This window comes from Blautia sp. St.27G3 (assembly GCF_059728505.1).
On sequence record NZ_BAAGFO010000003.1, the window covers coordinates 196,506 to 215,546 of the forward strand.

General features: G+C 49.4%; 21 protein-coding genes and 1 pseudogene. 1 reads left to right on the forward strand and 21 read right to left on the reverse strand.

Features of this window, described 5'->3' with window-relative positions; all coding sequences use genetic code 11:
* Window positions 1–61 precede the first annotated feature (61 nt).
* From AC6I2O_RS14880 to AC6I2O_RS14970, 19 genes and pseudogenes are all read right to left on the reverse strand, one after another.
* Window positions 62–1,699, reverse strand: coding sequence for a recombinase family protein (locus AC6I2O_RS14880; protein WP_120393680.1), 1,638 nt, complete (start codon window positions 1,697–1,699; stop codon window positions 62–64).
* The gene (locus tag AC6I2O_RS14885; RefSeq protein WP_002578909.1) at window positions 1,683–3,347 is read right to left on the reverse strand and encodes a recombinase family protein; all 1,665 of its coding nucleotides are present in this window, start codon (window positions 3,345–3,347) and stop codon (window positions 1,683–1,685) included. The genes AC6I2O_RS14880 and AC6I2O_RS14885 overlap by 17 nt, the downstream gene beginning before the upstream one ends.
* A 135-nt stretch (window positions 3,348–3,482) precedes the next feature.
* Window positions 3,483–3,656, reverse strand: coding sequence for a hypothetical protein (locus AC6I2O_RS14890; protein WP_002578908.1), 174 nt, complete (start codon window positions 3,654–3,656; stop codon window positions 3,483–3,485).
* 501 nt (window positions 3,657–4,157) lie between these two features.
* Complete coding sequence (locus tag AC6I2O_RS14895) at window positions 4,158–4,628, reverse strand: sigma factor-like helix-turn-helix DNA-binding protein (protein WP_103242681.1); 471 nt, start codon at window positions 4,626–4,628, stop codon at window positions 4,158–4,160.
* A 563-nt stretch (window positions 4,629–5,191) separates the two neighbouring features.
* Window positions 5,192–7,159 carry an ABC transporter permease gene (locus tag AC6I2O_RS14900; RefSeq protein ID WP_004075255.1) on the reverse strand — a complete coding sequence of 656 codons (1,968 nt, stop codon included), beginning with the start codon at window positions 7,157–7,159 and terminating at the stop codon, window positions 5,192–5,194.
* Window positions 7,156–7,914, reverse strand: coding sequence for an ABC transporter ATP-binding protein (locus AC6I2O_RS14905; RefSeq protein WP_120393677.1), 759 nt, complete (start codon window positions 7,912–7,914; stop codon window positions 7,156–7,158). Before AC6I2O_RS14905 ends, AC6I2O_RS14900 begins: the two co-directional genes overlap by 4 nt.
* Window positions 7,915–8,015: 101 nt before the next feature.
* Window positions 8,016–9,029, reverse strand: a complete 1,014-nt coding sequence (locus tag AC6I2O_RS14910; RefSeq protein WP_016307575.1) for a sensor histidine kinase — start codon at window positions 9,027–9,029, stop codon at window positions 8,016–8,018.
* On the reverse strand, window positions 9,026–9,694 hold the full coding sequence (locus AC6I2O_RS14915) for a response regulator transcription factor (protein WP_016307574.1): 669 nt from the start codon (window positions 9,692–9,694) through the stop codon (window positions 9,026–9,028). The genes AC6I2O_RS14910 and AC6I2O_RS14915 overlap by 4 nt, the downstream gene beginning before the upstream one ends.
* Before the next feature lie 22 nt (window positions 9,695–9,716).
* Window positions 9,717–9,839, reverse strand: coding sequence for a hypothetical protein (locus tag AC6I2O_RS14920; protein ID WP_004075246.1), 123 nt, complete (start codon window positions 9,837–9,839; stop codon window positions 9,717–9,719).
* Window positions 9,840–9,849: 10 nt separating this feature from the next.
* A complete protein-coding gene (locus tag AC6I2O_RS14925) occupies window positions 9,850–10,497 on the reverse strand; it encodes an ABC-2 transporter permease (protein WP_004075245.1) in 648 nt (215 codons plus the stop codon).
* The gene (locus AC6I2O_RS14930) at window positions 10,490–11,350 is read right to left on the reverse strand and encodes an ABC transporter ATP-binding protein (RefSeq protein WP_016307573.1); all 861 of its coding nucleotides are present in this window, start codon (window positions 11,348–11,350) and stop codon (window positions 10,490–10,492) included. Before AC6I2O_RS14930 ends, AC6I2O_RS14925 begins: the two co-directional genes overlap by 8 nt.
* A complete protein-coding gene (locus tag AC6I2O_RS14935; protein WP_004074184.1) occupies window positions 11,343–11,726 on the reverse strand; it encodes a GntR family transcriptional regulator in 384 nt (127 codons plus the stop codon). Before AC6I2O_RS14935 ends, AC6I2O_RS14930 begins: the two co-directional genes overlap by 8 nt.
* A 202-nt stretch (window positions 11,727–11,928) precedes the next feature.
* Window positions 11,929–12,726 (reverse strand): IS21-like element helper ATPase IstB, encoded by a 798-nt coding sequence (istB, locus tag AC6I2O_RS14940; RefSeq protein WP_120393878.1) that lies wholly within the window; start codon window positions 12,724–12,726, stop codon window positions 11,929–11,931.
* Complete coding sequence (gene istA / locus AC6I2O_RS14945) at window positions 12,719–13,924, reverse strand: IS21 family transposase (RefSeq protein ID WP_497743096.1); 1,206 nt, start codon at window positions 13,922–13,924, stop codon at window positions 12,719–12,721. The genes istB and istA overlap by 8 nt, the downstream gene beginning before the upstream one ends.
* A gap of 141 nt (window positions 13,925–14,065) precedes the next feature.
* Window positions 14,066–14,491 (reverse strand): annotated as a pseudogene (locus AC6I2O_RS14950) (AAA family ATPase); the annotation flags it as partial.
* Window positions 14,484–14,633, reverse strand: coding sequence for a hypothetical protein (locus AC6I2O_RS14955; protein ID WP_497743098.1), 150 nt, complete (start codon window positions 14,631–14,633; stop codon window positions 14,484–14,486). The pseudogene AC6I2O_RS14950 and the gene AC6I2O_RS14955, both read right to left, overlap by 8 nt.
* Entirely contained in the window at window positions 14,623–14,955 is a 333-nt protein-coding gene (locus AC6I2O_RS14960) for a plasmid mobilization protein (RefSeq protein WP_120390800.1), read from the reverse strand. The genes AC6I2O_RS14955 and AC6I2O_RS14960 overlap by 11 nt, the downstream gene beginning before the upstream one ends.
* Window position 14,956: 1 nt before the next feature.
* On the reverse strand, window positions 14,957–16,036 hold the full coding sequence (locus AC6I2O_RS14965) for a site-specific integrase (RefSeq protein WP_120390801.1): 1,080 nt from the start codon (window positions 16,034–16,036) through the stop codon (window positions 14,957–14,959).
* Entirely contained in the window at window positions 16,037–16,237 is a 201-nt protein-coding gene (locus tag AC6I2O_RS14970) for a helix-turn-helix transcriptional regulator (protein ID WP_120390802.1), read from the reverse strand.
* A gap of 176 nt (window positions 16,238–16,413) precedes the next feature.
* Here AC6I2O_RS14970 and AC6I2O_RS14975 point away from each other — a divergent pair, with 176 nt between their 5' ends.
* The gene (locus AC6I2O_RS14975) at window positions 16,414–16,944 is read left to right on the forward strand and encodes a helix-turn-helix domain-containing protein (protein WP_120390803.1); all 531 of its coding nucleotides are present in this window, start codon (window positions 16,414–16,416) and stop codon (window positions 16,942–16,944) included.
* A 228-nt stretch (window positions 16,945–17,172) separates the two neighbouring features.
* On the opposite strand, the gene guaA is transcribed toward AC6I2O_RS14975, so the two are convergent.
* Together guaA and AC6I2O_RS14985 are read right to left on the reverse strand one after the other, a co-directional pair.
* Window positions 17,173–18,465, reverse strand: a complete 1,293-nt coding sequence (gene guaA, locus AC6I2O_RS14980) for a glutamine-hydrolyzing GMP synthase (protein ID WP_120390804.1) — start codon at window positions 18,463–18,465, stop codon at window positions 17,173–17,175.
* Between the two features lie 240 nt (window positions 18,466–18,705).
* Window positions 18,706–19,041, reverse strand: coding sequence for an MmcQ/YjbR family DNA-binding protein (locus AC6I2O_RS14985; protein ID WP_120390805.1), 336 nt, complete (start codon window positions 19,039–19,041; stop codon window positions 18,706–18,708).

Below are 19,041 nucleotides of genomic sequence, written 5' to 3' on the forward strand. Positions count from 1 at the left end.
GCTGCTGTTACAGAATGTTTCCGTCTGGCTGCTGATGCGGTCAGGCGCTTTTTTTGCCCGATCACACCAGCCCAACAAAGCGGTAGTAAATTTTAATGTCCTGGTGTCTTTGACCGTCTATGACGGTTCGTTCTCCAACTTCAATGCGGTCAATCAGTTCCTCAATGATTTCCCGGTTCAGTTCCTGCAAGTCCAGATACTGCCGGATGGTTCCGGCCCACTGGTGGATATTGGCGATGTCCTGCTGGGCTTTCCGTTCCCCGGCTAACAGGCTGTCCAGGCGTTCCGATTTCTGGATGCGTTCCTGCTCGTTCTTTTGAATCAGAACCGAGAAGGAATCGCCGCTGATTGCCCCGCTTACCTTATCTTCATAAAGTTTTGCGGTGATCTGTTCCAGCTCCTCCAAACGCCGCCGCAAACGGCTGATTTCCTGTCGGCAGTCCTCTTGTTGCGCGGCGCTTGCGGATTGTATGTGCTGTTTCAGCTTATCCAGTACAGCGGCTTCATCGGCTGCAACCGCTTTGCCATGCGCCCGGATTTCACTCAGCACCAGGTTTTTCAGGCTGATCTCAAAAATCCGGTGCCAGGAGCAGATGCTGTGTCCGGTAGTGGCAAACCGGGAGCAGAAATAAGAAGTATAGTGCTTGACAGTGCCATTTTTCCGGCGCTGTGTTTCGCGGGCGGCAACCAGAGGATGCCCGCAGTCCGCGCAGACCAGCTTTCCGGTAAACAGAGATGCTTGGGGCGGCGTATTGTTAGCGGAAATCTGTTTCGCCGCCTGATTGATTTTCTGGACAGCCTCCCACAGCTCCGGCCCGATAATTGCCTCGTGCGCGCCCTCATGGGAAATCCATTCCGATTCCGGTTTCCTTATCATGGTCTTATCCTTATAGGAACGGGAACCGGTGCAGTTCTGTGTGAGCGTACCGGCATAAACATCATCGTTCAGAAGGCTTCGGACGGTTGCGTAAGCCCACAGCCGCGAATACTTGCAGCTGCCATTTCCGTAATGGACCGCCCAGTACCAGCGGGGAGGGAGAATCCCTTTCTCATTCAGGGCGGCGGCGATTTTCCCATAGGCCATGCCGGACTGACGCATCTGGAATATCTGCCGCACAACAGCGGCGGATTCCCCGTCAATCACCAGCTTGTGTCTGTCCTCCTCGCTCTTGCGGTATCCGTAGGGAGCGTAGGCGGCAAGATACTGGCCGCTTTTCTTCTTGGCATGAAGCACTGACTTGACCTTGCTGGACAGGTCCTTGAGATGGTAGTCATTCATCAGACTGCGGAAGTGCAGCATATCGGTGTTGTCCCCCTCGCTGTCCAGGCAGTCCAGAACCGATACGAACCGGCATCCGAGGGAAGGGAAAATGACGTCCGTATAACGGCCCACCTCCACAAAATCCCTGCCCAGGCGGGAAAGGTCCTTTACCAGAATCAGGTTAATCAGGCCATGCCTTGCGTCCTCCAGCATTTCCAAAAATCCGGGCCGCTGAAAATTGCCGCCGCTGTACCCATCGTCCTGATAAGTCTTGACCTCAATCCAGCCGTTCAGCATGACGAATTTGGAGAGGATTTCATATTGGTTCTCAATGCTCACCGATTCATCGCTGGGGATATAGCCCTTCGCTTTTGCGGAATTGGAGGCGTCATCCACACTCAGGCGGCAGTAGATACCGACTTTATATTGCTTCGCCATAATCCTGCCCCCTTTCCTGTGCCAGCGCCCCATCCACATTCCCGACATAGCGGTAGTAGACCTTGACCTCACAAATCCGCTGCCCGTTGACCTTCTGGGTATCGCCAACCTCGATCCGGTCTACCAGTTCAAAGAGAATGGTTTCGTCCAGTTCCGAAATTTCGGTATAGCGCCGGATAATTTCCAGCCAGCGGTCGGTATCCACCTGGTTTTCCAGGTGCGCCCGGACTTTCCTTTCCAGCTCCGGGACTGCCTCCGCCTTTTCTGCCCGTTCCGCCTCATATTTCTGCATCAGGGTCTGAAATACCGTCTGCGGGATGGAGCCGGTGCATTTGTCCTCATAGAGATTCTGCATCAGGCGCTCCAAATCGGAAATACGGGCTAAGGAGGATTTTAATTCCTGCTCATAGGAGAAAAGCCGGGTGTGGGATTCCTTCTCCTTCAGCCGGAGAATCTCGCCCATCAGCCGGTCCGGGTCATATTCCGCAAAGCGGGCCTTTTCCCGGATGTCCTCCAATACCAGCTGGGTCAGCACCGTTTCATAGATGGTGTGGATGGTACACGCGCCCCTTCCGCTGCGGGAGTAGTTGCCGCAGATGAAAGAGCTGTACCGTCCCGGCCTGCCGTCCTTATAGGTGAATTTTTCGATATGGTTCCGCATTTTGAAACCGCAGTCGGCGCAGTACACAAGTCCGGTGAAGATACTCTTGCAGCCATCGGACGGGGCGCTTTTCCGCACCTTCTTTTTGCCGATGCTGGCTACGGTATCCCACAGTTCCCGCGAAATAATAGCCTCGTGGGTCCCCTCCACCCGAATCCACTCGTCCTCCGATTTATTGACGAGCTTGCGGGATTTATAGGAGAGTGTGCCGCTTTTGCCCTGTACCATGTTCCCGATGTAGACCTCGTTGCGGACCATGTTTTTTACCGTCTGGTCGGCCCACTTGTGGTTGACCCTGCGGGGGTCGCTCTGGCCCTTGCGCTGGTAGTACAGCACACCGGGCGGCTGAATCCCTTCTTCATTGAGCGCCACCGCGATGGCGTGAAATCCCATGCCTGATGCCCGCATCTCAAAGATACGGCGGACAACCGGCGCGGTTTCCTCGTCAATCACCAGATGGTGCTTATCCAGCGGGTCGCGCCGGTAGCCATAGGCGGGGTAGGTTCCCATGAATTTTCCGTTTTCGGCACAGGCCCTCTTGACCGCCTTGACCTTCTTGCTGGTGTCCCGGCTGTAAAACTCATTAAATAAGTTCAAAAAGCACATGACATCGGTGCTTCCGTTGTCACTCATGGTGTCAATGCCGTTGTTCAGCGCGATGAACCGGCATCCAAGAGAGGGGAACAGGTAATCCGTATATTGCCCAAATTCGATGTAGTTGCGGCCAAAACGGGAAAGGTCCTTCACCAGAATCACATTGATCCGCTTGGCCTTTGCGTCCTCGATTAACCGCCTGACGCCTGGACGGTTGAAGTTCGTGCCGGAGTATCCGTCGTCGATATAGACATCGACCTCATTCCAGCCGCGCTGCCTGACATAGTTTTGAAGCAGCAATTTCTGGTTCTCAATGCTGACCGATTCCCCATCACGTTCATCGTCGTTACTTAACCGGCAGTAGATGCCCACGTTGTATGTTGTATCCATCATCTTTCTTTTACCTCCCGACCATCTCAGAATCCATACCTCGTGCGGCAAAATGGCTCCGCAGGTTTTACCCTGCATGAATATCTTACCGGAGAATCCACCGCCGCGCAAGGATACGGCAGGCCGCGAGGCTTTCTGTTATTTGGAACCGCTGGCAGCTGGAATGGCTTCCGACATGGCGCGTCTGACTGCCAGCTGTTCCAGCGTCTTTCCCAGGTCCTTTTCTCCCGAAAAAAAGCTGGTGACGCGATAAATTGTTTTCCCGATCCGCACCTCTTTGTAGGAGCTTGTCGGGGTTGTCTGTTTGGTCATAAAGACGCACCTCCGTTCAAAAATTGTTTTTACTCTATGGTTAAAAAGCAGCCGTATCGAAAGATAAGGGCGGCGGTTGCCGCTGGATACCGTCCGGTACGGCTGCTGCAATTCTGTTTGGATGGTTCGTCATATTTGCCACGCCCCCTGACGATGGGGACATAACAGGCCGCTCCCGGCAGAGCTGTCATAACTCCGCAGCGCCGTTTTTCTCGTGCGCCGCAGGGTTCCCCCCAAGTCTTTGGCGGGCCGTGAGGAAGTATCTTTAAGCCCCCGCACCATCATCGCGCCCGGAACGCCATCTCCGGGTTTAAGGCTGGACGTAGATCGCTCGGATTGCCTGTCTGTCATCACCTCCTGCAAGCAACCGTCCTGGCGGCGCGCCTTTTCCGCTTCGATACGGGTTATGTACCTGTTATGCCGTATATTCAGTTGTCAAGCTGCAATGAGGGGCAAGAGGACTTGTCCCTTCAATGTGTAGGCATTGGGAAAGGCGATTTGTTAAGCCTTTTTCAAAAAAATCTTGATTTTATTTATTCGCTGTGTGATTGCGCTCCGGGAACAGTTCCACAGCCTTGCGACATCAGCCTGCCGGTATCCGTCCACAATGAGCAGGGTCAGCAGTTCCAGATCGTCCTCCGGCAATTTGCAGAGCCGCCGGTACAGCAGTTCATCCTCCAGGGAGGACAGCCAGCCAAACCGCCGGGAATCCACATCGCCGGTGTCCCAGGTGCAGGACAGGGATTCAAATTTTCGGAACAGGCAGGACTGCTCGCTCTCGTCCTCACACTGTTCGCCGGGAAGGGCCTGTACGCGGTTTAGATAGGCCCGCTGGCTGCAAAACCAGGTCCAGTCATATTCCTTCATGGCCGCGATCTGCCTATCGTCCATACCGGCTGCACGGTATTCCTGTTCCAGCCGGGTCCATTCTGTATCAAACTTCCTTTTTTCGTATCCATAGTGAAATCCCATAGTTTTCCTCCATTTCGATTCAGGCGTGGTTGACGGGTGAATCGAATGGAGGTGGGGACCGGCAATGGTAAGGTCCAGGATGCCTTTCTAAAAAAGAGCAAACAAAAGCGCCAGTCTCCCGTAAAAGGAAATTGGCGCAGCAGAATAAAGTATGATAATGCCGGAAATACTGCCATGATAATGCCGGTGGAGGGGCATAATGTACCCGGGCAAAACTCAGGCTTTTTTTGACAAGACGGGTATTGTCGTTTTATGTCGAAAAACTTTGTCGTGCATGGCGGCGTCCTCCTGTTGCCGCCATGCTAAATTGCAAGGTGTAGGGTCGTCGTTACCCTTTGAGCAAAAAGAAGCGGCGGCTCAAATTTAGAGCCGCCACAAAATAAAATAGGCGTATGAATACAACTGCTATGTAACGGCTTTTTTTCTTTACCGCCGCATGGCAGTTGATCCAAATACTATTATTTTTTTATTCTAAAACTGAATTGTTGCAGAATTGTCCTAACGCCCACTTCTTTCGACAGAAAAACAGCCCGAATTGCTTCATTTTTGTAGAAATTCAAAATTCAGTGCATTTCAGGCCGCAAAATAACCCGTTTGAACAGGGACATCGTGGCGCCGAAATAGGTCAGATATATCGCGCAGAACAGCAGGATTGTGACCAGACCATAAAACAGCACCAGTCCTTCCTGCAAAATTGCTTCCCCGAAAAAGAACTGCGTCCCCACAATCAGCAGAACCGTAAGAACGATAGGGAAAAACAGCGGGATCAGGAACACGGTGGACAGTTCCCTGCGGACGAGGGAAGCCTGCCTGCGGCCCGATACGCCCAGCCGGTCAATCACCGCATAATTTTTCCGGTTCCGGTCAATAGCGGAAAGCTGCTCAAAGGCCAGCACTGAACAGGAAAGAATGATAAAAATAATGCTCAGATATAGGCCGCAGAAAGAAAGTGTTGTGAATCCGGTGAGCGAATTGGCAACGCCCCACGCCTTTACTGTTACCCCCATCGTCACCCGTTCCGGCAATTCCTGTCCGGGCTGGATGTCAGGCTGCCATTTACCGCTGTTCAGGAATTGCTTGAGTTCGTTTTTCAGTTCCGGGTATCCGCTATCCTCAAGTTTCATCACCAGACGGATTTTCTCCCCGGACAGCCGGGAAGCCACTTCATCCGGTAGAACCAGAACATATCCCTTTGTTCCGGCCATCTGATACTGCTCCATCGGCTCTGTCAAAATCGGAGTTTCGGCAGGCGTCAGCGTCCAGCCGTTCAGCGTGATCTCCGGCTTCTGCTCTAAGCCCTGCCGGATGCCGTCCATATAGTTCCAGGTATCACAGTGAACCAGAAATTCATTGTTGTTCATGGACACAGGGGAAAGCCCCAGAATCTCCCGCAGGTGGTTATAATCGGACAAGGACAAGGCTTCAATCGTTTCATTGGGAACCGCATACAGGTAATAGGTTACGCTGTCCTCCACTTCGCAGCGTTCCTCTACAAAGGAACGGACGGAATCCATGCTGTCCTTGGTCAGCGGCGCGTCAATGGCTACACCGGCGTCATAGGGGTAATACGCCTCCATGTTGGCCTTATAGCCCGCACCCATCGTCATCCCCACAAACATGGTCGCAAGGGAAACGGTCAGCAGGATCGCCACCACCGCCATTGTCCGCCCGGAAGATTGGATGCGCCTGCCGATCTGTCCCAGGAAAAACAGCGTTTCTTCCCGGTACTTCCGGTGCGGGTTTCGTTTTGCCAGTTGGTACAACAGCATGGGGATTTTGCGGTGCAACTCATAAACGCCCGCAAGGATCAGTAGACAGGCCCCACCCCAATACAGCATTGCTTCATTGGTCTGAATGTGCAATCCCTTTTCCAGCAAAATCACTCCCGCCACCATCGCGGCAAGGGAAAGCAGACAGGTCAGGACGCTCCGATGCAAGGGCTGGAACCCGGCTTCTTCATTCTTCTGATTATCATAAAGCAGGTCAATCACTTTCCTACGCCGGATCACCTTTGCCGCGCGCAGCATCCCAAATCCATACATCAGGATGAAAAAGAAAAGGGTCATCCCTAACGCACGGAGAGAGAACAAGACCTGATAGCGGTGAGGAATTTCAAAAATATTCTGGACTACCTGATTCAGTAACCCTGACATGGCGGTTCCCAGCAGAGACCCCAGCAAAAAGGCGGCTCCGCCGATGATGCTGTTTTCCACCAGAAACAGGTTTCGGACCGTTTTCACTTCCATGCCCATCAGTTCGTAGGCGGCAAACTCCTTTTTCCGTTGGCCCAGCATAAACCGGATGGCGTATCCCACAACAAAGGAGGACAGCAGCGCGACCAGCACCGACAGCATCAGGATACCGGAGGTGAGCATGGACATATTCTCCGTCATGGCGAGAATATCCGGGGAGAACCCCAGCGCCAGGAAGGAGTACATCAACGCCGCCGTCAGGGTGAGCGTTACAAAGTAGATGATATAATCCCGCAAGCTCCTGCGGATGTTCCGAAAAGCCAGTTTAGAGTACATCATTCACTCCCCCCTCCCATCATGGTGAGGACATCCAAAATCTTGTTAAAGAAAGTCCTACGAGAATCGCTGCCTTTGCGGATTTCCGTGAAAATCGCACCGTCCCGTAAAAAGAGAATACGGTTTGCATAGCTTGCGGAAAAGGCATCATGCGTTACCATAAGAATGGTCGCCCCCAAGGTTTCGTTGATGCCCTGAATAGTGGAGAGTAGCATTTGGGATGAGTGGCTGTCCAGTGCGCCGGTGGGTTCGTCCGCCAGAATCAGCTTGGGATTGTTGATGATGGCTCTGGCGCAGGCGCACCGCTGCTTCTGGCCGCCGGACACCTGATAGGGGTATTTGTCCAGAATATCTGTGATGTTCAGCTTTCTGGTTATTTCCCGCACCCGACCATCGATCTCGCCTGCGGGGACCTTGTTGATGGTCAGCGCCAGGGCGATATTTTCGGAGATGGTCAGGGTGTCCAGCAGGTTAAAATCCTGAAACACAAAGCCCAGGTTCTCCCGGCGGAACCGGGCAATCTGCTTTTCGTTGATTTCGGTCACATCGGTTCCATCTAAATAGATATGTCCCGCGCTGACGGTATCAATGGTGGAAATGCAGTTGAGCAGGGTGGTCTTGCCGGAGCCGGACGCGCCCATGATCCCCACAAATTCCCCTTCCTCCACGGAAAAGCTGATGTCCTGAATGGCTTTTGTGACATTCCCGCCGTTACCGTAATATTTCTGGATATGTTCCAGCTTCAATACTTCTTTCATAACTATCACCTCTGCTCTCTATTGTAAAATAGTGCGAACGGCGTTTGTATCAAGTTTTCTTACAAAGTTCTAACAAAAATGTAAGAAGTGCAGGACTACAATCAGCCCTGCACTTCATGGATCAGACAGTTGATGTGAAACGCCAGGGAAATGGCGGTTCCTTGTCCCGATGATTCCGCCGCAATGCCGATGCCCAGCTTGTCACAGAGCCGTTTGCACAGGTACAGGCCGATGCCCGTGGACTGCTGGACCATGCGCCCGTTCTGCCCGGTAAACCCCTTCTCAAAGACGCGCGGCAGGTCGGCGGGAGAAATCCCGATGCCGTTGTCCTCCACCACGAGGATTACCTGATCCTGCTGCCTGCGGGTGGAAAAGCGGAGAACCGGCTGTCCGGACCGATACTTGACTACGTTGGCAATCAGCTGGTTCAGGATAAACCGCACCCATTTTTCATCGGAATAAACCGTATCCGCCATTTCCTCTACTTCCAGCCGCACCCCGCTCTGAAGCAGCAGGTATTTGTTGTCCGCAATCGCCTGATGCACCACTTGGGACAAGGACATTTCCCGGACGGAATAATCCTTCTCGGTGTGTTCGCTGCGGGCATAGTAGAGCGCCTGTTCGGTAAAGCGGTTGGTCTTTTCCAGTTCCAGAAGAAGTTCCTTTGTCCAGTCCGTCCGGTGATTTTCGCATAACAGCTTCATGGCGGTGATAGGCGTCTTGATCTCGTGAATCCACTGCTCAATGTACTCCTTGTATTCCAGGCGCTCCCGCCGAACCTCCCCGATCTGCTCCAGCATAGACTTCCCGGCCATTTTCAAAAGCTGGTAGTACACCTGATCCTCTGCCTGCTCCGGCAGCTCCATCACTTCGGAAATAAGATAGCGTTCCGACAGCCATCCAGCCATATCTAAAAGTTTTTGCATCTGCTGTTTCCGTTTCCAGTAGGTGAGGAACAGTCCCGACAGCAGAACCACCGCCCACACCACGAGAATCAGAAGCACCACCGAGATGGAGTTACCGCACACCAGCAGGAACACGATGAGGGCCACCATGCAGATCAGGTTGGTTAGCAAAAACGGGATTCTGTTTTTCCAATATCGTCTGCTATTCATATCATGTACCCTTGCCGGTGCTTGGTCTTAATAAAATCGGTTAGTCCAATGCCCGCCAATTTCTCCCGGATGCGGTTGATGTTGACGCTCAAGGCGTTGTCATCCACATAAAGTTGGTTGTCCCACAAAAACTCTACCAGATCTCCGCGGGCGCAAATTTTCCCCGCATTTTTGAACAGGTAATAGAGGATTTTCAGTTCGTTCTTGGTCAGCTCCACACTCTGCCCGTCATAGTCCAGACTGCTGGATTCCAAGCGCAGCACCGCACCCCCGCAGGTCATTTGCTCGCTTTGCTGGACCGGGTACGCCCGCTTGAGCAGGGAGGCAATCTTCGCCAGCAGGATGGCCGTATGGTATGGCTTCGTAATAAAGGCGTCGCCGCCCAGCATGATACTGTTGAGTTCGTCCATATCCGTGTTGCAGCTTGTCACAAAGATGATCGGCACCTGGGAGAAGGTGCGAATTTGAGTGCAGAGGGAAAATCCGCTGGTTCCCGGCAGTTTGATGTCCAGCAAAATCAAGTGCGGCTGTTCCGCCTTGATTTGGTCAATTACATTGTCAAAATCCTCCGGCGCGGCTGTTTCATAGCCGTTACTTTGTAGCAGGGTGTCCAGTTCATTTCGTATCAACGGGTCATCTTCTATCATCAATATTTTTTGCTTCATTTTATCCCTCGTTCAAAGAGCTTCAACGCCTCTTTTCAGAATCATCCTTTTTTCTTTTTTCCTCCCGATACTTACGGATCAGCTTGTTACGGACAGGAATACCAACGCCAATCAGAAGGACTACCGCTAAAATTGTAAAATCCATATTGCTCACCTCACATTTCTTTGTTTTCCATAATCCGAATAGAGAACCAGATAGACACAGCGTACATGACAGCGACGAGTACAAGCACAAGGCCGATCAGCAGTACCGGGGAACTTACAACCGTAGCCACAATGGGATTGTCTGCGGGCATCTTGGGCAGGAAAAACAAGGTCGCCAAAAATCCAGCCACGGGAATATACATGAACACACGGCCTTTGATGGCTCCATATTTGTAATAGCCCGGAATCTGAAATACGGTATAAAGGGCGAACAGGAACAGGCCACCGATGGCTGCGCTAATCATATCAAATGCTCCAACACTTTCACCCATTACCCGCAGCACAATCGGCTGTGTGATAAGAGAAACCACCAGAGCCAGCGCGCCCAGCGCAAGAACAAAGAGATACCGTCCTGTTACCATTTCGCTTTTCTTGATTGGTAAAATCCCATACAAACGCTCCATGCTGTTTTTCTCCGTTACCGAGAAAGTGTAGCCTGTGGTCATAGCGATAAAGCACATGGCAAAGGAAACGCCTGTCAGGATCGAACGGTTAATGGCCGCAAAAGCGATAGGAAGAAGCATGGTAAACCCAATCACCTTGATATATGGCTTTACCAGCGAAAAGTCCAATTTTGTTGCTTTCAATGTGTTACTCATAATCGTCACCTTTCTTGCTCGTGAATACAACAATTTCATCAATGGTTGCCGGTTCAATGCTCAAAGAGGAAAAAGCACCCGTATCTTCGGCCTTGACCAGAGCCTCAAAGCCCGTAGGGAATGTGCGAACACCAACCGCTTTTTCTTTCAGGTCAGCAGACAGTTCTTCCGTTCCTCCCTTGACAATGCGGAACATATCGACAAATTCATCCTTGCTGCCGCTGAAAAACAATTCTCCATAGCTGATATAAGTAATATAGTCCGCAGCGCGTTCCAGATCTCCGGTAATATGGGTAGAGAACAAAACACTGTGTTCTCCATCCTCAATATACTCCGAGAGAATTTGCAGCAGTTCATCTCTAGAAACCGGATCGAGACCACTGGTAGGTTCGTCCAGGATCAGCAGCTTTGCGTCGTAAGAGAACGCACAGGCCAGCATCAACTTCATCTGCATCCCCTTTGAGAGTTCTTTCACTTTCTTGGTGGGAGCGATGTGAAACTTCCGCAGCATCTCCGCAAACCGTTCCGACTTCCAGTTGGGATAGAAAACGGAGATAGATTTTTCTACCTGTGTTACCTGCCAATCATCGCTGAAATAGTTGGTATCAAATACAACACCAAGTTCCGATTTTGCTTTCTGCTCGTCAGCGATATTATCCAGCCCCATGATTTTGATTTCGCCGCCGTTGCGCTTGAGCATATTCAGGATGAGTTTGATGGTGGTTGTCTTGCCGGAGCCGTTTGGCCCGATCAGCCCCATAATATATCCTTTCGGCAAGGTGAAGCTGATATTGTGAAGCTGGAAACTGTCAAAGGATTTCGACAGGTTTTTCACCTCTAAATAGTTAGTCATCTTTATTCGCCTCCAATAAAATATCTAAAAGACGGTGCAGTTCTTCGTTTGGAAGATCTGCGATTCTTGCCGCCTTGATTGCATCGGTCAACCCATTTTCCACTTTACAAATAAGCTGCTCTCTCATCAGTTCAGAGCCACGGCCCATGACAAAGCAGCCGCGCCCCTGAACATTTTTGACGAATCCCTCTTGCTCTAATTCTGTGTAGGCCCGTGTAACCGTTAGAACGCTGATTTTCAAATCTTTTGCCAGCGTTCTGAGAGAAGGTAAGGCTTCGTCCTCTTTCAGTTCTCCAGATAGGATCGCCGCCTTGACCTGCTGCTTAATTTGCTCATAGATGGGTATGCCTGATACATTTGAAATAATTAGTTTCAATCCATCTCACCTTCTTGCTGTTTTAAGTGTTATACTATTATACATAACACTATAACACAAAACAAATGAAAAGACAATACGATTCAAAAAAGTTTACAAATAGCAAAAACTGGTCGGCATCGGAATCTGTCAACGCCGAATTAAAAATGTAAGAAAACGCCGATTATATTTTGTAGTTTTTCGGCGGAGTCATGTAACCTTTTCAAGTGTTTCCCTGCTCAAAAAGTGTGTTTACGATCTGCTGCTTTTGACGCATGAATTCCTTGCGTTCTTTCAGCCTGTATGATTCGCCTTTGATGTTGACTACTGTGCAGTGATGCAGAACACGGTCCAGAATGGCTGAGGCAATGGTGACATCAGCAAACACCTCATTCCACTGCGAAAAAGTCTTGTTAGAGGTAAAGACCGTGGATGTCTTTTCATACCGCCTTGCGATGAGCTGGAAAAACAGGTTGGCCCCCTGAATGTCCATAGGGAGATATCCAATCTCATCAATGATAAGCATCCTGTACTTGGACAGGATTTTGAGCCTGTCCGGCAGCCGGTTCTCAAAGTGGGCTTTCTTGAGCTGTTCAATGAGCTGGTGACAGTTGATGTAGTAGGTTGAAAACCTGTGTCTTGCAGCTACAAGCCCAAGGGCTGAGGCAAGATGCGTCTTTCCCACTCCCGGCGGCCCCAGAAAGACTACATTTTCCCCGTTTTCCAGAAAACGCATGGTTGCCAGTTCATCGATCTGGCGTTTATCAATAGAGGGCTGGAAAGAAAAATCAAAGTCGTCCAGAGTCTTTTTAATGGGGAAACCGGACATCTGAATCTGTTTCTCATATGCGCGTCTGCGCTTGGATTTCGCTTCTTCAGCAAAAATGTGATCCAAAACATCCACGACATTTAATTTCTCCGCCACCGCCCGTTCCAGGTAGTTGTCCAGAATCTCCAGAGTGTTCTTCATCTTGAGGCTTTCCAGATTCTCTTTCAGCCTGTCCATGGTCAATTCATTCATACAGCACCTCGTCATATCTGGACAGGTCAGAAGATTTCAGGGGAAAATCAATGACCTTGTCCTGTTCCAAAAGTATATTTTCTGCATCCATTGTCTGTTTCATAGTGAGCCGCCTATAGTGCTGCGGATTGACAACCATATCTTTTTTCTGATACGATATCCGGTGCAGAGCTATCTGCTTTCCCTCATAGTAGGCAGCCAGCATACTGTCGAGGGCTACGACTGCCACATCTTTGCCGATGTACTCCGCCGGCACGGAGTACTGGTTTCCGGCATAGGAGATGAGGCAGTCTTTTTGTACCCGGCGCAGGTTGATTTTGTCCATGATGTACTCCCGGCACAGAGGGTTTAACCGTTCCGCTTTCAGACGTTCAAAGGGGATTTCATTGGTGGTGGCGTGAACTTTTCCATTGATCTTGTTGCACCAGGCCTGCGCCTGGCCATTGAGGTCTGAAAGACTCTCGTATTTGATTCCAACCATGAAATTGTCCCGTACAAACTGCACCGTCCGTTCCACCTTGCCTTTTGTCTGTCCTCTATAGGGGCGGCACAAAACCGGTTTGAAGCCGTAGAAGCCTGCAAAATCTTCAAACTGCCGGTTCAGCGTGGAATCTTCCTGTTTTAAAAGGCGTTTGATGACCACCTGTTTCATGTTGTCATAGAGTATCTCCTCCGGATAACCTCCAAAATACCGGGACGCGTTCTGATGGCACCGGATTAGTGTATTTGTGCTCATGTCCGTCACAAATTCGATATAACGCATCCGCGAATATCCCAGTATCATAAGGAAACAGTACAGTTTCTTCCATTTCCCGTCTTCGTATACCAGATGGTCCTCAAAAAAGCCCCAGTCCATCTGCCCCTGTTTTCCCGGCATGGTTTCAAACCGCACCGTTGCTTTTTCATCCAGGTCCATTTTCTTCCCCCGGACGTATTCCTTCACGATGCTGTATTTTCCGTCAAATCCCTGTTCCTGCAGTTTCTCCAGTATCCGTACCGCAGAATAGGGCGCTTCTTCCAGCCATTGGTCTATCTGCTGCTTGTAGGCATCCAGTTTTGTTGGCTTTGGCTGTGTCAGTGTGTACTCCGGCTTCTGTGGTGACTGTGCATACCTCTTTGCTGTCCGGGGATCCATGTGGTATCTTTTCCCAAGCTCCACATAGCTCATTCCTTTTTGTCTGTCACTTCGTATGTCCATCCAGCTTTCTCCTCTCATTTCCGACTCCTTTCCCGGACATTTTTCGTCCTATCAGGAGTCTATCTTTTTTTCTTTCTCTCCGCCATAAATCTACATTTTTTCTTCGGCGTTTTCTTACATTTTATCATTGGCGCTAACACTGTTCATATCAATTTGTGCGCCGATATACGCTTGCACAGGGTCTAAAATAATTACCTTTGCGCCTGTTTCAATAATTGCCTGTTCAATTCTTTCATCAAGCATTGAAAGTGCGGCTTCCGACTCGTCAATTACCTTGATTTGCGTACAGTCGGCATTGGCTGCAAGCAGGCGGGGCTTAATTGTGTCGCCAAGCCCATCCTCTGCGGTTTGGTAAATAACCCTTATCGGCTCACGCTCCGTATCATCACAAGGCAGTTTATCTCCCCTCGATAAGATAGAAGCTAACTGTAAAATCATCATTGTCTTTCCGTCGCCGGGGTCTCCGTGGACAATGGTTATCTTTCCATACGGAATATACGGATACCAAAGCCACCCGACCTCGGTTGCAGGTATCTCGTCCATGTTCAAAATTTTAAGCTCAGCCATTGCAACCACCGCCTTTTTCTACGAAAATATTGAATTTTGCGTTTTTTGGGGTTATACTGTTAATACTACATTTTTGAATTGGCTGCTCCGTATCTGCGCCAACAGATACATTCGGGGCAGTCACTTCTTTTTTATTCGCCATCTTCACTTTCTCCTTTCAGACCGCCGAGGATAACCGCAATCAGTTCGATTGTGTCAAGCAATTCTTCATTTACGCCACCCGCTTCAATCCTCTGCAATTCTGCAAGGACGGCGGAAAGCTCATTGCGGAGTGCCTTATACACCCTCGGATTGCCCTGCACAACCACGTCTTGGCATAAGAGCCGCCTTGTAATATAGTCCTGCTTGGTAAGCCCCGAAAGCCGCACCGCTTTGTCAATCCGCTCATTTTCTTCGGGGGATACCCGAAAGGCGACGGTCTTGTTCCTCCAACGATTGCAGTTGTCTAAATTCTTTGCCGACATATCAAAAATCCCCCTTCCCTAAATCGTCAAGCCTGTCTGCCATCTCTGTCTGCTTTGATGGAAACAGGTGTGCATAGCGGTAAGTGATTTCAATGCTCTCATGCCCCACTCGGTCAGCAATCGCCACCGCCGAGAAACCCATGTCAATCAATAAACTGATATGGCTGTGGCGCAAATCGTGAATCCGTATGCGTTTCACCCCTGCGGCTCTTGCGCCCCTGTCCATCTCGTGATGAAGATAGCTCTTTGTTATTGTAAAGATACGGTCTTTTTTCTGTAAACCATACAGCATACCAATATATTCCTGCATTTCCTCACAGAGAAACTTCGGCATCTTAATTGTGCGGTTGCTCTTTTTCGTTTTCGGAGAGGTAATCAAATCCTCCCCATGCAGGCGTTGGTAGGATTTGTTAATCGTGACCGTTTCCTTATCAAAATTGAAATCAGCGGCGGTTAAAGCTAATAATTCTCCCTCTCGGATTCCGCACCAGTAAAGCATCTGGAACGCATAATAGGAAACTGGCTTGTCCATCATTTCATCCGCAAACCTCTTATATTCCTCTTTCGTCCAGAACAGCATTTCTTTGTGTTCCTCGCTCCCCATATTGCCCGCCTTTGCCGCAGGATTGGAGCGGAGGTCATAATACCGTACCGCATGGTTGAATATCGCTGAAAGCTGATTGTGAACTGTTTTCAGATACGTCTGCGAATAGGGATTACGTTTTTCATCACGGTAGGCAAGCAGCTCATTCTGCCATGCAATGATTTCCTTTGTGCCAATCCCGCTAATTTTCATCTTTCCAAAATATGGGAGAATCTTCGTCCGAATGATATGCTCCTTTGTCAGCCAAGTGTTCTCTTTCAGTCGGTTCTTGACATCATTCGCATAAAGCTCCGTAAAGGCTTCAAAGTCCATGTCAAGGTCAGCGGAATTTTGTAACTGGAACTTCCGTTCCCACTCCTGCGCCTCCCGTTTTGTGGCAAATCCACGCTTACACTTCTGTTTCCGTTCTCCTTTCCAGTTCACATACCGAGCCATCACATACCATGTGCCGTTGCCCTCGTTCTTAAATACTGGCATTTATTCCATCTCCCTTCCCTGTTTTTCTCCTGCCCCGTAAAACCTTTCTTGGAAATACTGGCGGTTGACTCTCCCTGCAATCGTGATAAATCCCTGCTCCTTCAGCTCGTCATTCAACTTTTTAATGAGCTTGTAGGCGTAAGGCTTCGATATGGAAAGCTCTTGCGCCACCTCGTCCACACGGATAAATTTATTGTCCATACAACCTCTCCTTTCTCTTTCTAAGCGTTTTTGCTTAATTCATAATACTAAACATTTTTGCTACTGTCAATAGGTTTGCAAGAAAATATTAAACTTTTTTGTTTCGCTTATTCTTGACTTTTTCTAAGCATATATGCTATACTCCTTATAAACATACGAACAAGGAGTGAAACATTATGGCGATTGGCGAAAGAATACATTTTTTCCGCATCATGCGGGGCATGACACAGAAATACCTTGGTATGCTTGTCGGTTTTCCCGAACGGAGCGCAGACGTGCGTCTGGCACAGTATGAAACTGGCTCACGCAAGCCAAAGGCAGACTTGACGGCTGCACTGGCGCAGGCTCTTGACGTTGCGCCGCAGGCTCTGGACATACCCGACATTGACAGTTACATCGGGCTTATGCACACCTTATTTACCCTTGAGGACATTTACGGTCTTACCGTCAGTGAATCAGACGGTGAAATCTGCTTAAAAGTCAGCAAAGACAAAAGCAAGAACGCCGACGAGCTGCTGAAAATGCTCTGCGCTTGGAAAGAGCAGGCGGACAAGCTCTCTGCCGAGGAAATCAGCAGGGAAAATTACGACCAGTGGCGGTATAATTATCCAAAGTTTGACACCACGCAGCATTGGGCGAAAGTCCCCTCTAAGGAATTGAGCGATGTCTTAGTCGAATCATTTAAAGACAAACTAAAAACTGATTGACAAGCACGACAAAAAACGCCCTTAGCCATGAGTTCCTACCCACAGCTAAGGGCGTTATAATATGGATTTATTTCAGTCATCTAAACCGCTTAAAAATCATTCTGCCACTTATAAACCACTTGACAGTAAGAATAATCGCACTCAAACGACTGTTATCAATTTGTTATCAAAAGACCTTTTGAAATGCCGCAAACCCGCATAAACACTGGGTTTACTAAGCATTTTTGCTTATTCGAACTCTATGGTAGCCGGCGGCTTCGGACTCATATCATAACATACTCTGTTTACATTCTCCACCTCAGCCAAAATCCTGTCCGTAATTTTCTGCAGCACATCCCAGTCAACTCGCTCAATCGTAGCGCTCATCGCATCAATGGTATTAATAGCGCGAATTATAACCATGTACTCGAAGCATCTTGCATGATTTTTCATACCGACTGACTTGAAATCCGGTACGACTGTGAAGTACTGCCATACCTTTTTGTCCAGGCCTGCTTTTTCGAATTCTTCGCGCAGGATTGCATCCGATTCGCGTACTGCCGTAAGACGGTCCCGCGTAATGGCTCCGAGGCAGCGCACGCCAAGTCCCGGTCCCGGGAATGGCTGACGGTATACCATAGAGGCAGGAAGGCCCAATTCAATTCCGCAGGCACGTACTTCATCTTTAAAAAGCTGCTTCAAAGGCTCAACCAACTCAAACTTCAGGTCTTCCGGAAGGCCGCCTACGTTATGATGTGATTTCACCATTTTCGCTGTTTTCGTACCGCTTTCAATGATATCCGGATAAATCGTTCCCTGTCCGAGGAAATCAATTCCTTCCAGCTTTCTCGCCTCTTCCTCAAATACACGGATAAATTCGCTGCCGATAATCTTACGCTTCTGTTCCGGGTCTGCTACATGTTCAAGCTTCCCGAGGAAACGCTCTGTCGCATCCACATAGATCAGATTCGCATGAAGCTGATTCCGGAATACCTCCACTACGCTCTCTGATTCATTCTTACGCATCAGACCATGGTTTACGTGCACGCATGTCAGCTGCTGACCGATGGCCTTAATCAAAAGGGCCGCTACAACGGAAGAATCCACACCACCAGACAAAGCCAGAAGAACCTTACGGTCGCCTACCTGACGGCGTACCAGTTCCACCTGATCCTCGATAAAATTTTTCATATTCCAGTTTGGCTCTGCTTTGCATGTATCAAAAACAAACGCCTTTAATTCTGCCTCTTCGGGAAGTACCTGATACTGCGTTTTACACTGGGACTGCGGATAATCTATGGAAATTACCGGATAACCACAGTCATAAAGCTCCGGACGTACTTCGACCTGTACTCCATCCACAACGCGGTTCTCTCCACCGTTCAAAATCACACCCTTTACATTGTCAAGAGCCTGAAGCTCCTGCACTGTAATATCATGAGGGTGAATCTCACTGTAAACCCCGAGCGCCCGAATCTGTCGAGCCAGCACAGTATTCTCTGTACTTCCAAGATCCAGAATTACAATCATATCCTGCTTCATCTTTCTTTCTCCTTCCTTCGTGCTGCGTTCACCTGCGTGTCTTTATGCCAAACAGCAAGCGCTACTATGGCACTTGCCTCCGAGCTTTTATCCCAACCAGTCAACACTCGTTCTTTCCTGTGTCTGCCTGTGGTGTACGCCTGTCCTATTTTTTTATCCTACCACAAAAATGCACCTTTTTACAAGTGGAATCCTTGTATTTTCCTTTCCCACATCAATTTTCTGCTGACAGCCACGGTTCTATTTTTTCCCGACAATCAAATCATAACTATCCCCAATCATGATTTGAATTGTTTCATCCGGAATACTGCCATCCAGAATCACGGTATTCCAATGTTCCTTGTTCTGATGATATCCCGGCATGACAGCCTCAAATGCATTCCTCCAAAAATCTCTCCACTCAGGTCGCACTTTAAGATTGATCTGCATCCGCCCTTCATGCTCGTATGTCCACAGAAATGCCTTTTTGTTCTTTTTGTAACGGACCAGTACCCAGTTTGGATCATGAAACGGAGTATCGGCATAAGTGTCCGGAAAGGACAGGCCATATTGAAGCGCTTCTTCTCTTGTCTGCAT

Excerpts from the sequence above, each read along its gene's own strand:
- guaA (WP_120390804.1), bottom strand. The coding sequence starts at position 18,465 with ATGAAGCAGGATATGATTGTAATTCTGGATCTTGGAAGTACAGAGAAT.
- AC6I2O_RS14915 (WP_016307574.1), bottom strand. The coding sequence starts at position 9,694 with ATGAAGCAAAAAATATTGATGATAGAAGATGACCCGTTGATACGAAAT.
- AC6I2O_RS14920 (WP_004075246.1), bottom strand. The coding sequence starts at position 9,839 with ATGGATTTTACAATTTTAGCGGTAGTCCTTCTGATTGGCGTTGGTATT.
- AC6I2O_RS14930 (WP_016307573.1), bottom strand. The coding sequence starts at position 11,350 with ATGACTAACTATTTAGAGGTGAAAAACCTGTCGAAATCCTTTGACAGT.
- AC6I2O_RS14910 (WP_016307575.1), bottom strand. The coding sequence starts at position 9,029 with ATGAATAGCAGACGATATTGGAAAAACAGAATCCCGTTTTTGCTAACC.
- AC6I2O_RS14975 (WP_120390803.1), top strand. The coding sequence starts at position 16,414 with ATGGCGATTGGCGAAAGAATACATTTTTTCCGCATCATGCGGGGCATG.
- AC6I2O_RS14900 (WP_004075255.1), bottom strand. The coding sequence starts at position 7,159 with ATGATGTACTCTAAACTGGCTTTTCGGAACATCCGCAGGAGCTTGCGG.
- AC6I2O_RS14905 (WP_120393677.1), bottom strand. The coding sequence starts at position 7,914 with ATGAAAGAAGTATTGAAGCTGGAACATATCCAGAAATATTACGGTAAC.
- AC6I2O_RS14890 (WP_002578908.1), bottom strand. The coding sequence starts at position 3,656 with ATGACCAAACAGACAACCCCGACAAGCTCCTACAAAGAGGTGCGGATC.
- AC6I2O_RS14885 (WP_002578909.1), bottom strand. The coding sequence starts at position 3,347 with ATGATGGATACAACATACAACGTGGGCATCTACTGCCGGTTAAGTAAC.
- AC6I2O_RS14880 (WP_120393680.1), bottom strand. The coding sequence starts at position 1,699 with ATGGCGAAGCAATATAAAGTCGGTATCTACTGCCGCCTGAGTGTGGAT.
- AC6I2O_RS14970 (WP_120390802.1), bottom strand. The coding sequence starts at position 16,237 with ATGGACAATAAATTTATCCGTGTGGACGAGGTGGCGCAAGAGCTTTCC.
- istA (WP_497743096.1), bottom strand. The coding sequence starts at position 13,924 with ATGGACATACGAAGTGACAGACAAAAAGGAATGAGCTATGTGGAGCTT.
- AC6I2O_RS14965 (WP_120390801.1), bottom strand. The coding sequence starts at position 16,036 with ATGCCAGTATTTAAGAACGAGGGCAACGGCACATGGTATGTGATGGCT.
- AC6I2O_RS14985 (WP_120390805.1), bottom strand. The coding sequence starts at position 19,041 with ATGCAGACAAGAGAAGAAGCGCTTCAATATGGCCTGTCCTTTCCGGAC.
- AC6I2O_RS14895 (WP_103242681.1), bottom strand. The coding sequence starts at position 4,628 with ATGGGATTTCACTATGGATACGAAAAAAGGAAGTTTGATACAGAATGG.
- AC6I2O_RS14960 (WP_120390800.1), bottom strand. The coding sequence starts at position 14,955 with ATGTCGGCAAAGAATTTAGACAACTGCAATCGTTGGAGGAACAAGACC.
- AC6I2O_RS14955 (WP_497743098.1), bottom strand. The coding sequence starts at position 14,633 with ATGGCGAATAAAAAAGAAGTGACTGCCCCGAATGTATCTGTTGGCGCA.
- istB (WP_120393878.1), bottom strand. The coding sequence starts at position 12,726 with ATGAATGAATTGACCATGGACAGGCTGAAAGAGAATCTGGAAAGCCTC.
- AC6I2O_RS14925 (WP_004075245.1), bottom strand. The coding sequence starts at position 10,497 with ATGAGTAACACATTGAAAGCAACAAAATTGGACTTTTCGCTGGTAAAG.